The 11,184-nt window shown below is 67.9% G+C and carries 12 protein-coding genes; all 12 read right to left on the reverse strand.

Features of this window, described 5'->3' with window-relative positions; translation table 11 throughout:
* Positions 1–45 precede the first annotated feature (45 nt).
* Complete coding sequence (locus PLC66_RS03420; protein WP_324537845.1) at positions 46–504, reverse strand: Lrp/AsnC family transcriptional regulator; 459 nt, start codon at positions 502–504, stop codon at positions 46–48.
* A gap of 94 nt (positions 505–598) precedes the next feature.
* Positions 599–943: an FKBP-type peptidyl-prolyl cis-trans isomerase gene (locus tag PLC66_RS03425; protein WP_324537846.1), complete on the reverse strand. Its 345-nt coding sequence runs from the start codon at positions 941–943 to the stop codon at positions 599–601.
* Positions 944–976: 33 nt separating this feature from the next.
* The gene (gene msrA, locus PLC66_RS03430; RefSeq protein ID WP_324537847.1) at positions 977–1,543 is read right to left on the reverse strand and encodes a peptide-methionine (S)-S-oxide reductase MsrA; all 567 of its coding nucleotides are present in this window, start codon (positions 1,541–1,543) and stop codon (positions 977–979) included.
* A gap of 133 nt (positions 1,544–1,676) precedes the next feature.
* Complete coding sequence (locus PLC66_RS03435; protein WP_324537848.1) at positions 1,677–6,032, reverse strand: translocation/assembly module TamB domain-containing protein; 4,356 nt, start codon at positions 6,030–6,032, stop codon at positions 1,677–1,679.
* A 9-nt stretch (positions 6,033–6,041) separates the two neighbouring features.
* On the reverse strand, positions 6,042–6,842 hold the full coding sequence (trpC, locus tag PLC66_RS03440) for an indole-3-glycerol phosphate synthase TrpC (protein ID WP_324537849.1): 801 nt from the start codon (positions 6,840–6,842) through the stop codon (positions 6,042–6,044).
* Positions 6,839–7,879, reverse strand: a complete 1,041-nt coding sequence (gene trpD / locus PLC66_RS03445; RefSeq protein WP_324537850.1) for an anthranilate phosphoribosyltransferase — start codon at positions 7,877–7,879, stop codon at positions 6,839–6,841. Before trpD ends, trpC begins: the two co-directional genes overlap by 4 nt.
* Positions 7,880–7,901: 22 nt before the next feature.
* Entirely contained in the window at positions 7,902–8,489 is a 588-nt protein-coding gene (locus PLC66_RS03450; protein WP_324537851.1) for an aminodeoxychorismate/anthranilate synthase component II, read from the reverse strand.
* Positions 8,490–8,732: 243 nt separating this feature from the next.
* Positions 8,733–9,452 carry a hypothetical protein gene (locus PLC66_RS03455; RefSeq protein ID WP_324537852.1) on the reverse strand — a complete coding sequence of 240 codons (720 nt, stop codon included), beginning with the start codon at positions 9,450–9,452 and terminating at the stop codon, positions 8,733–8,735.
* Positions 9,453–9,521: 69 nt separating this feature from the next.
* A complete protein-coding gene (locus PLC66_RS03460) occupies positions 9,522–9,968 on the reverse strand; it encodes a hypothetical protein (RefSeq protein ID WP_141679870.1) in 447 nt (148 codons plus the stop codon).
* Positions 9,968–10,255 (reverse strand): hypothetical protein, encoded by a 288-nt coding sequence (locus PLC66_RS03465; protein ID WP_202816932.1) that lies wholly within the window; start codon positions 10,253–10,255, stop codon positions 9,968–9,970. The genes PLC66_RS03460 and PLC66_RS03465 overlap by 1 nt, the downstream gene beginning before the upstream one ends.
* Positions 10,245–10,712 carry a hypothetical protein gene (locus PLC66_RS03470; protein WP_324537853.1) on the reverse strand — a complete coding sequence of 156 codons (468 nt, stop codon included), beginning with the start codon at positions 10,710–10,712 and terminating at the stop codon, positions 10,245–10,247. Before PLC66_RS03470 ends, PLC66_RS03465 begins: the two co-directional genes overlap by 11 nt.
* Positions 10,713–10,716: 4 nt before the next feature.
* Positions 10,717–11,184 (reverse strand): hypothetical protein (locus PLC66_RS03475; protein WP_324537854.1); only part of this gene is annotated, 468 nt, incomplete at its 5' end.

Below are 11,184 nucleotides of genomic sequence, written 5' to 3' on the forward strand. Positions count from 1 at the left end.
CTCGCGCCGCACAGGCGCGATGATCCGAAAAACGGCCCTGACCGCTTACAGCGGCAGGGCCGTTTCGTTCTTGATCTCGCGCAGCGCGACCGCCGAGTGGGTGACGTCGATCTCGGGGATCTTGAGCAGGAAGTCATGCATGAAGGTCGACAGCGCCTCCAGGTTCGGCAGGTAGAGCTTGAGCAGGCAGTCGGTCTCGCCCAGCAGCTCGTAGCACTCGACGACCTCCTGGCAGCCCTTGACCACCCGCTCGAAGCGGTCGAGCACGTCGGCGCTGTGCTGCTTGAGCTTGACCCGCACCCACACGCAGGTGCCCAGACCCACCTTGTGACGGTCGACCAGGGCGACATAGGCGCGGATGACCCCGGCTTCCTCCAGCTCCTTCACCCGCCGCCAGCACGGCGTCGGCGACATGCCGATGCGTTCGGCAAGGACCTGGGTGCTGAGCGTGGAGTCCTTCTGCAACAGGTTCAGGAGGTTGCGCTGCGACTGGTCGAGTTTCATGTCTGCCCCTTCAAGCCCTTGCCCGGACCGGCTGCGCCCCGGCCTGACACCCGATCCGGCAAGCCGGCGCCGGCGCCGCCGACACCGGGCCCGATCACAGCACCTTGAGCAGTTCGACCTCGAACACCAGCGTGGCGTTGGGCGGGATCACGCCGCCGGCACCGCGCGCGCCGTAGCCGAGCGCGGGCGGGATCGTCAGCTTGCGCTTGCCGCCCACCTGCATGCCCTGCACGCCCTCATCCCAGCCGCGGATGACGTGGCCGGCCCCGAGCGGGAAGTTGAAGGGGTCGTTACGGTCCTTGCTCGAGTCGAACTTGCGACCGTCGGTGAGCCAGCCGGTGTAATGCACCGACACCATCTTGCCCTTCTCGGCGGTGTCGCCGCTGCCGGCCTCGAGCTCGTCGATGACGAGGCCGCTGGCGGTGGTGGTCTGGGTCATGCGTGTCTCCTGCGTTGGATGAAAGCCGGCATTCTAACCGCCGTGGCGGCCGCGGCGCTCGGCGAGCTTGCCGCGGTACTTGGCGATCTTGGGCGCGACCACGTACTGGCAGTAGGGCTGGTCACTATGGTTCACATAGTAGTCGTGGTGCTCGATCTCGGCCGGCCAGAAGGTGGGCGCACGCTCGACCCGGGTCACAATGGCCTTCGGATACACGCGCTGCTCGCCCAGCTCCTCGATGAAGGCGAGCGCCTCATGCAGCTGCTCATCGCTGGTGACGAAGATCACCGAGCGATACTGCGGGCCGATGTCGTTGCCCTGGCGATCGACCGTGGTGGGGTCGTGGATCAGGAAGAAGGTCTCCAGCAGCTCGCGGTAGCTCACCCGCGCCGGGTCGAAGTCGACCTTCACCACCTCGGCATGGCCGGTGCCGCCGCTGCACACCTGGCGGTACTCCGGATCCGCCACATGCCCGCCGCAATAGCCGGGCACCACCGAGTCGACGCCGTCGACGAGGTCGAACACGGCCTCCAGGCACCAGAAGCAGCCGCCACCGAAAATGGCGGTCTCGAGGCCGGGGTCTTGCTTGTTTTCAGTCATTCAGCCACTCCATTGGAAAGGGGTTCCAGCGCTACAGACCATGAATGTGCGCGTTCATTCCATCGGCGCGCGCGACCATGCGGCTCCCGCCCACGTTTGCGCCATCGTACGCCCAGCGGGGCTGGACACGACGTCAGCGGAAGGAAAAACCGTAATTGAGGTCGATCGCGGTGTCGGTGCCGCCCCGCGCCACCACCGACAGCCGGCGCGACAACTGGTAGCTGAGCTTCACCAGCGTGGCGGCGCCACCCAGGCTCTGCTCGAAGGACAGGAAAAGGTCGGGGCCGAGGCGCTTGCCCAGGCTCAGCACCTGGCCGGAGACGGTCGGCCCGCTGGCGACCGTGGAGCCGCTGCCGAGCACCCGGCTGGTGCCGGTCCGGGTGGTGCTGGTGAGTTCGCCCTGGCCGATCGAGAAGGAATCGAAGCCCAGGCTGCGCGACAGTTCCTCGGTCATGCCGCCGCCTGGGCCGCCCAGCAGGCCGGCCGCGGCCGGCAGCAGCAGGCCGAGGTCGGCGCCGGACGCGGCGTCGGGCGCCCGGCCGAGCACGATCCAGGACAGCTTGGCGGGGTCCGGCACGTTGGGCTCGGACACCAGGCGCACCTGCGGGCGCTTGGCGCTGCCGGTGACCGCCACCCCCGCCTCCACCTCCAGCCCCTTGCGCAGCGCGACGATGTTGAGCCCGGGCGCATCGAGCGGGCCCTGGAAGTTCACCACCCCACGCTCGATCACCAGGTTCTGGCCATAGCCGCGGTAGCTGCCACCGACGGTGGACACCGTGCCGACCGCCATCAGCGGCCGCTCGGGCTGCAGGCGGATGCGCAGCTCGCCGGCAAGGCGCGTCTCCAGCCCCATCGCCGACAGATAGAGGGCATCGCCCAGCCCCACCCGGACGTCGGCATTGAGGGCGAAGCCACCGCCCTCGCTAACCTCGTCGCGGCCGAGGACGACGACGTCGTCCGACAGGCTGGGCGGCAGCGCCTCGGCAAACTCGATGTAGCCGGCGTCGGCGCGGAAATCCGCATCCAGCACCAGCGAGCTCCAGGTACTGCGCGCCGTGCCCTGGCCCGACAGCAGCATCCAGCGGTCGTCGCGTTGCAGCAGCGGCAGGCGGTCGGCGGCAAAACGGAAGTCACCCGCACCGCTGTCGAGCGCGAGCTCGCCGCTGGCGGTGAAACGGCCCGGCGTGGCGGTCAGCCGGGCGAGCGGGATGCGGTTCTCGCGCGGCAGCACGCGGTTGGGTGACACGAACTCGAGGCGCGTAAGGCGCACGCGGTCCTGGTCGAAGGCGAGATCGAACTCGCCACCGGACAGGATCATGCCCTGGTCGATCAGGGTGAAGCCGAGCTCGCGCCCATTCACCGTGCCGCTGGCGACCGGCGCGGCCAGCGTGCCGGTCACGCTGAAGGCCCCGTTGATGCGGCCGGCGGTCTCGACGTTCTCGCGCGCGAGCCGGCCAAGCCAGGTGATCGAGGGCATGTCGAGACGGGCCGAGGCGCTGATCGGCGTCTCCTGCGGCACGCTCCAGATGCCGTCGGCACTGCGTTGCGCGCGCAGGCCGGCCTCGCCCACCACGCTGCCGAACTCGCTGCCGCGCACGTCAAGGTTGAGATTGAGACGGTCGCCGCGCGCCACGAGCACCGCCTCGAGCCGCTCCAGGCCGAGGCGGGTGCGCAGTTCGCCCTCGATGCGTACGTCGCCCGACTCGCGGAACACCCGCGCCTCGCCGTCCAGCGTACGGCCCACGTTCAGGTCCCAGCGCGCGCCCAGCACCAGCGGGTCCGCGCCGCGGCGCAACTGCCCGTCGGCGCGACGCGGTTCGAGCTCGAGGGTGAGGCCGCTGAGATCCCCGCGCAGCACGCTCTGCGTCGGCGACCAGGCGGTCTCCTGCAGGCGGATGCGACCCTTGTCGCCGGCATTGATCTCGGCCGCGCCCAGGCGCACTGCGTCCGCCGCAAGCTCCAGCGTCGCCGGGGCGAGCAGGCGGGCGGCGACCCGCCCCGCGCTCTGCAGGGCGACGAGTCGCCCGCTCCAGCGCAGGGCCTCGCCCTCGACCAGGCCGCCCTGCAACTGTGCGCTCAGCACATCGGCCACGCCCTCGGTCGGCGGCGTGTTCAGCTCGAGCTCGATGCGGTGGGCCGCGCGCGTGCCTTCGGCCGCCAGACGGGCACTGGCGAGCCAGTCGGGCTGGGGCTCCGCGCCGGGTGCGCTGCTGCCGAGGCCAGACAGGCCCAGCGCCACCGTGAATGGGCCGTCGGCGCCGGCATCCAGCCGCGCCACGCCGTTGATGCCGGCAAGACGCACTTCGCCCGGCAGGCGCAGCGCCTCGGCAAAGAACTGCAGGGTGCCGGCAGGCGCCTCGAGCGCACCGCCGATCTCGCCCTGCACCCCTGCGCGGCCCGCCAGGCCGAGGCCTAGCGCATCCAGCGCCGGGGCGTCGAGATTCAGCGCGAGGCGGTCGGCAGCCGCGCCGAGCGCACCGTTCGCGCGCAGGCGGTTGCCCGCCAGCTGGAGCGCCAGCTCGACCTCGGGCAGGCGCTCGCCCTCGAGCCGCAGCCGCCCCTCGCCGCTGAGCGCAAGGCCTTCGAGCAGGCTGTCGACGATCGCGAAGCGCAGCTGCGCCGCCTGCGGCAGGCCGGCGGCCGGCAGTTCCCCCTCGGCCTGCAGATCGAGGTTCAGACGCGCGGCGGGCGCTTCGGGCATGAAGGCGCGCGGCTCGACGCCGCGCAAGCCGGCGCTGAGGGTGAATCGGCGCAGCGGCGCGGCGCCGTCCGGCGCCACGTTTCCGTCCGCATGGGCCTCCACCGCACCGTCCGGCGACGCACCACCGCCCTCCCCGGCGGGCTGCACCCCCGGCGCCTCCACCCGCAACGAAGCTTCGAGATCGATGCGCGCGCTGCCGACATCGACACCCACGCGGGCGTGCTGGTAGATCTCGTCCGCCTCGGCGTCGATGCGCCCGGCAAGGACTTGCTGCGGCAGGCGGGTGTCCAGCGCGCGAGTATCGATGCCCGCCAGTTCGAGCGCGGCAACCAGTTGGCCGAAACCGATGTCGGTGGCCGCCTTGCCGTGCTGCGCCGGCAAACGCTCCGCCTCCTTGCCCGGCGCCTGCGCCGCCTGGATCTGCGCCCCGTCAGCCGGCTCCTGCACCTCTTCCACCGCCTCTGCGCCCTTCTCGCCGGGCATCTCGGTCACCGGCGGGCGCCACGCGATCCGGCCCGAAACGCGCCCCTCGGCCGGCAGGCGAATGTCGAGTCCATCGATCGCCAGCTCCTGTTCGCGCCAGTCGAGCACCCCCTCCAGGCTCAGCAGCGGCAGGCCCCCAAGGTCGGCCGCTTGCGGCAGCCGATTGACGACGCGCAGCGGGCCGGCGAGCAGGCTCTGCCCGTCCGCCCCGGGCGCCAGCTCGGCCTCGAGGCTGAGCGCTGCAGTCGGCGCGCCCGCCGCGAAGGCGGCCGGGTCGAGCTCGCCGGCCCGCAGCGACAGGCGGCGCAGCGGCATCGGCGCGAAGCTCTCGGCATCGGCCTCGAGCCGCGCCTCGAGGCCTTCGCTCTGCGCGTCCACGCGCAGGCGCGGCTCGATCAGGGTATTGGTAAGGGCCAGCTGGGCCGCCAGGGCGCGCCCCTCGACCGCGCCGACGAAGCTGCCCGCACCGTCGAGCGCAAAGGGGCTACGGCCATCGAGGCCAGCGGCAAGTTCGACCCGGCCCTGTGCCACGCTCAGCGCGAGCGATTGCAGGCGGTGATGACGGCCATCGCTGTCGAGCGCCGCGCTGAAGTCCCACAGTATCAGCCCCTGCCCGGCGGCGATCTCTGCCGCCGCCTTGGCCGCGCGCTCGGGATCGGTGACGGCGTCCTCGGCGCCCTGGATGGCCTTGGCGGCCTCCTGCACCGGGCCGGCCCCGTCGACAGCGCCGTCCTCGTCGGCGACCTCATCACCGCCCCCCTCGTTGGTAGCGCCTTCATCGACGGCGGCCCCGGCCCCGGTCAGCTCGCGCAGCGCCAGGGCGCCGAGCGTGAGCGCGCGCAGCTCGACGGCAAGCGGGATCTCCAGCGACTCAGGCTGCGGCAGCGGATCCTCGCGTGGCGGCTCGTCCGACGGCGCCAGCGCGACATCGATGCGCGCCGCCGCCAGGCGCTCGATCACCAGCCGGCGCTCGAACAGCGCCCTGGGCTGCCAGTCGAAGACGAACTCGCGCACATCGACCTGCATCGCGGCCGTATGGTAGTGCAACGCAGCCGCCTCGAAGCCGCCCAGCAGGCGGCCGCGCGCCTTGTCTACCCGCAAGGCGCCGTCGGTGGCGCGCTGCCCCAGCGCCAGCGCGGCATCGAGGCCGGACTGGGTACCGAGCAGCCAGGCTGCCGCGCCGCCAACGGCGACGCCCGCCAGGGCCAAGGCCCCGGCCAGCCTCGCCAGCCAGCGGCGCGCGCGGCGCGGCGCCCTGGACTGTGGCGCGCGCGCGGGGTCGCTGTGGTCCGTCGGCGCCGTCATGCCGCGCGATCAGCCCGCGAACAAGGCCTTCAGCTCGGCGCCCGGATCGGCCGCGCGCATGAAGGCTTCGCCGACGAGGAAGGTGTGCACCCCGTTGCCCCGCATCAAGGCGACGTCCGCGGCGCGCAGGATGCCCGACTCGGTGACCACGATGCGGCCGGCCGCGCCGCTGGCGATGCGCGGCAACAGCCCGAGCGTGGTCTGCAGCGAGACCTCGAAAGTGCGCAGGTTGCGGTTGTTGATGCCGATCAGGGGCGTCTGCAACTGCAGCGCCTGCTCTAGCTCGGCACCATCGTGCACCTCGACCAGCACCGCCATGCCGAGCGCCTGGGCAAGCGCCTCCATGTCGCGCATCTGGGCCAGATCGAGGCAGGCGGCGATGAGCAGGATGGCATCGGCCCCCATCGCCCGGGCCTCGAAGACCTGGTAGGGGTCGACGAGGAAGTCCTTGCGCAGCACCGGCAGCGCGCAGGCGGCGCGGGCCGCCTGCAGGTATTCCGGGGCGCCCTGGAAGAAGCGGCGATCGGTGAGTACCGACAGGCAGGCGGCGCCGGCCGCCTCGTAGCTGGCGGCGATCTCGGCGGGATGGAAATCGGCACGGATCACGCCCTTCGACGGGCTCGCCTTCTTGATCTCGGCGATCACCGCGGACTGCCCGCCGGCGTGCTTGTTGCGAATCGCCGCGACGAAATCGCGCGCCGGTGCCTGCGCCTCGGCTTGGGCACGCAGGAGTGCGAGCGGGGTCTGCGCCGACGCAGCGGCAACCTCCTCGACCTTGACCGCGCAGATCTTGTTCAGGATGTCGCTCACGCCGCGCCTCCGAACTGGCGGGTGAAGCGCACGAACTCGTCGAGCCTGGCGCGCGCCGCACCGCTCGCGATCACCTCGCGCGCGCGCACGATGCCAGCGCCGATCGAACCGACCAGGTTGGCGGTGTAGAGGGCGGCACCGGCGTTGAAGACGACGATCTCGCGCGCCGGCCCCTCGCGGTTCTCGAGCGTGCCGAGCAGCACCGCGCGTGATTCTTCGGCGTCGGCCACACGCAGGTTGCGTGTGCCGGCCATCTGCAGGCCGAAGTCCTCGGGGTGGATCTCGTACTCGGTGACCTTGTCGTCCTTGAGTTCGCCGACCAGGGTCGCCGCGCCCAGGCTGACCTCGTCCATGCCGTCCAGGCCATGCACGACGAGCACGTGCCGGGCGCCCAGGCGCTGCATGACGCGGGCCTGGATGCCGACCAGGTCAGGGTGGAACACGCCCATCAGCGTGTTGGGCGCGCCCGCCGGGTTGGTCAGCGGGCCGAGAATGTTGAAGATCGTGCGCACACCCATCTCGCGCCGCACCGGGGCGACGTTCTTCATCGCGCTGTGATGGTTGGGCGCGTACATGAAGCCGATGCCGGTCTCCTCGACGCAGGCCGCGACCTGCTCGGGCGTCAGGTTGAGATTGACGCCGAGCGCCTCGAGCACATCGGCCGCCCCCGACTTGGACGACACACTGCGCCCGCCGTGCTTGGCCACGCGCGCACCGGCCGCCGCGGCGACGAAGACGGTGGCGGTGGAGATGTTGAAGGTGTGCGAGCCGTCGCCGCCGGTGCCGACGACGTCGAGGAAGTGCTCATGCGGCGGGCTGACGACGACCTTGGTCGACATCTCGCGCATCACGGTGGCGGCGGCGGTGATCTCGCCGATGGTCTCCTTCTTGACGCGCAGGCCGGTGAGGATGGCGGCCGTCATCACCGGCGAGATCTCGCCGGCCATGATCTGGCGCATCAAAGACAGCATCTCGTCGAAGAAGATCTCGCGATGCTCGATCGTGCGTTGCAGGGCTTGCTGGGCGGTGATTGTCATGTCGTGCTCTCTGGCCATGCGTTCAGGCTGCGGCGGGCATGCGGTCGCCACGCTCGAGGAAGTTCCGCAACAGCTCGTGGCCGCATTCGGTGAGGATGGATTCGGGGTGGAACTGCACGCCCTCGACGTCGAGCGTCCGGTGGCGCACACCCATGATCTCGCCGTCGTCCGTCCATGCAGTGATTTCGAGACAGTCGGGCAGACTGGATCGTTCAATCGCCAGTGAGTGGTAGCGCGTGCAGGTGAGCGGATTGGGCAGGCCGCGGAACACCCCGGCGTCGAGGTGATGCACCGGCGAGGTCTTGCCGTGCATGAGCTTCTGCGCATGCACGATGCGCCCGCCGAAGGCCGCACCGATGCTCTGGTGGCCGAGGCAGACGCCGAGAACCGGCAGCTTGCCGGCAAAGGCCTTGATCGCCGGCACCGAGATGCCGGCCTCGGCGGGCGAGCACGGGCCAGGCGAGATGACGAGCTGGTCGGGCCGCAGGGCGGCGATCTGCTCGAGGGTGATTTCGTCGTTGCGGAACACCTTCACCTGCGCCCCGAGCTCGCCGAAGTACTGCACGAGGTTGTAGGTGAAACTGTCGTAGTTGTCGATCATCAGCAGCATATCGCGTGTATCCTCTTGATTCTATTGGGCTTTCAGCCATTCTTTAGGGATTGATACCCGCTTGGATACCCGCAAATTTTTTCGATACCCTAGGCCGATGATCTGGAAGCGCCCGCACTAAACAGGGCATTTTCGCACGTATCGCCTTTCGTATAAACCGTCAAGCTGCCGAACACCGCCGAAGTCGGGCGAAAAAAACCCGGCACGAAGGCCGGGCAAAAGTCCCATGGCACTGGGGTTCGGTTAGAACTGAACGCGGGTCGAAGCCTTCGCGGCAAGTGTGGGGTTGTAGAAGCTGTTTCGAACGCTGTTCGCAGCCTTGGCGAACTTCGGCGCAAGTTCGGAAAGCGCAATGCTGCTAGTCATGCGCTTGTAAGCGTCGGGCAACCATTTTTCGGTCGCTTCAAAACGAAGCTTCGAATGCGTTTCGGGGTTTATGCCCACAAGGAAGCCGGGCGAATGGAAGATGACGGCGGCAACGTCCTTGCTTTCGAGCATGGCCGCACGAATCTTTGAAGGGCCGTCGGCCTTGTTCGCAAGCTCCCGAATGTAGCTGCGAATTTCGCTTTCAAGCGCGGCATGGCTGGCACGGGGCGAAAACTCCCGTTCGGCCTGCGCTACGCCGTCGCTGTACAGCAGTTCGGCCCGACGCTCGATGGCGGCTTTCGACTTTTCCAAGGCTTCCACGGTGCGCGCGGCAACAACGCCCGCGACTTCGTGCCGCTGAACTTCGTTGCGGGTTTCGTCCTTCAACAGTCGGGCGATGGTTTCGACGCCATCCCGCAGCGCGATTTGTGCGTTCAGAATGTCCGGCCCTACGTCGCTGTCGAACTTTTCGGGGTCGCCAAGGAAGGCTTTTCGGCCCGTTTCGGTTGCGGCCAGTTCAAGAAAGCCGCTTGCTTGCGGCGTCTGAACAAGGCTGTTCGTGTATGCCGGGGCTGCGGCGTTGGTCGTTTGGTTCATGGTGAAATTCCTTCGAAGGTTGCGGCGCGGAATGCGCCGACGCCTGAACGGTTCGCGTCATCAGCCCCCTTATTCGACGAATTCGCCGGTTGTGCGGTCGAAGGTGCGACCGTCTGCCAGTTCAACGAAACGCGCGCCCTTTTCGCCTTTGCGCATGGGTGCGGGCACGTCTTCGGCGATGGTGCCCACAATATCGGGCGCTTCGGTCGCCGGTTCGTTGGTGCGGCTGCGGGCCGTTGCCAACAGTTCCTTTTGCTGCCGTTCCGCCGCCGCTTCCCATTCCGCAGCCGAACCGAAGTCGGGCATAAGGGCGAACCGGCCCGCGAAGGCACCTAGCGGCCCGCTGGCGGGGTTTTCACCCTTCCGCCAGTACCCGACAACACGAACGGGCAAGTCGGCGCTTACGGGGCCGCCTGCAAGGTCGGCGGGGTTGTAGTGAAGAACCCGGTTCGGCGACGCCTTGCGACGTTGCTTTTCCAGTTTCGACAGCCGGGCTTTAAGTCCGATGCGTGCCATCAGTGCAAGCCCCCGCGTTGTTCCAAAGCTTCGATGCGCGATTCAAGTTCGCTGTCCGACAGGATGCGCGACAGAATCGAAAGCATGTTGGCAAGGCGCGAAGCGTCGGCAACGTCGATTCGACCGCTACGGGCTTCGCGGTACAGCTTGGCAAGCTCCCGGCTTACGTCGGTCGAAGTCGCCAGCTTGGCGCGGGCGTATTGCTTGGGCATGGGGGGTTCCACGTCATCTTCAACAGTGACGCGGCCTTGCCAGCCGTCGGCGTGCAAATCGGTACTATTTTTCATGGGTCTGTTCCTCAAATTTCCAGCCTTGAACTTGGCAAAGAAGCGTCGCCAGTTCGACGATGGTTTGCCGTCTTTCTTTCGCCATGCGGCCTTTGCTTATGTCTTCGATGCAGCGGCAAACGAAGTCGAAAAACTGCGACTTGCTGACGGTGTATTGGCCGCTTTCGAACCCTTCGTTCATCGCCAGCAGGTGCGCGACTACTTCGGGGTCTTTCGGCCATTCCATAGCGATATAGCGCGCGACCTTCGTTGATACGTCATACGGATACACCTTGCGCGCTGCGTTGTAGGCGGCTGCGGCTACGTCGAAGACGGTTTTACGTTCGAAGTAAAGATGCGATGCGAATTGCTTTTTCAGCGTCGGCACGCCGCCAAGTTCGCGCGCTACTGCGTCAAGGGCTTGATTCACTTCGCGCAAAAACGCTTCGTCGAGTTGGTACGCTTCGGGCTTGAACATACGATCACCTTTTGAAATTCGGTGCCCACATGGGGCGGCTGTTGGCATTTGAAAAATCGGCTATCGCATCAGCGGGACATGCGACACTCCCTAAAGGGAGTGTGTCGCTGTCGTCCCCCAACGGCAGGGATGCGACGCGGGACATGTCGCCGGTTTGTCGCTGTCCTGTCGCCTTGTCGCGTGCGGCCTTCAACACTTCGGCAATGCACTTTTCTTCAATCGGTGCGGTATCGCCTGCCAACCGATAAACGTTGTTTTCGACTTCGATACGTTGAAGTTCGATCAAGTCTTTGCGTGCGCGCTCGAAAGCCTTTTTCTTCGCTGCGTCCGAATCGGCGGGACTCATGCGGTAGAACACGGGCCGCCACTGGCTCAAATGCAGGCCGTTGAAGTTGCCTTGTTCGTCAAGACCGCCGAAGGTGCCCGCCGCTGCGCGGAACGATTCAAGCGCCATCTTCTGATTTGCGGTTAG

Source organism: Thauera sp., from assembly GCF_035444905.1.
Taxonomy (GTDB): Bacteria; Pseudomonadota; Gammaproteobacteria; order Burkholderiales; family Rhodocyclaceae; genus Thauera.

Coding starts and splice junctions, on each gene's coding strand:
- PLC66_RS03420 (WP_324537845.1), bottom strand. CDS start 504: ATGAAACTCGACCAGTCGCAGCGCAACCTCCTGAACCTGTTGCAGAAG.
- PLC66_RS03425 (WP_324537846.1), bottom strand. CDS start 943: ATGACCCAGACCACCACCGCCAGCGGCCTCGTCATCGACGAGCTCGAG.
- msrA (WP_324537847.1), bottom strand. CDS start 1,543: ATGACTGAAAACAAGCAAGACCCCGGCCTCGAGACCGCCATTTTCGGT.
- PLC66_RS03435 (WP_324537848.1), bottom strand. CDS start 6,032: ATGACGGCGCCGACGGACCACAGCGACCCCGCGCGCGCGCCACAGTCC.
- trpD (WP_324537850.1), bottom strand. CDS start 7,879: ATGACAATCACCGCCCAGCAAGCCCTGCAACGCACGATCGAGCATCGC.
- PLC66_RS03450 (WP_324537851.1), bottom strand. CDS start 8,489: ATGCTGCTGATGATCGACAACTACGACAGTTTCACCTACAACCTCGTG.
- PLC66_RS03455 (WP_324537852.1), bottom strand. CDS start 9,452: ATGAACCAAACGACCAACGCCGCAGCCCCGGCATACACGAACAGCCTT.
- PLC66_RS03460 (WP_141679870.1), bottom strand. CDS start 9,968: ATGGCACGCATCGGACTTAAAGCCCGGCTGTCGAAACTGGAAAAGCAA.
- PLC66_RS03465 (WP_202816932.1), bottom strand. CDS start 10,255: ATGAAAAATAGTACCGATTTGCACGCCGACGGCTGGCAAGGCCGCGTC.
- PLC66_RS03470 (WP_324537853.1), bottom strand. CDS start 10,712: ATGTTCAAGCCCGAAGCGTACCAACTCGACGAAGCGTTTTTGCGCGAA.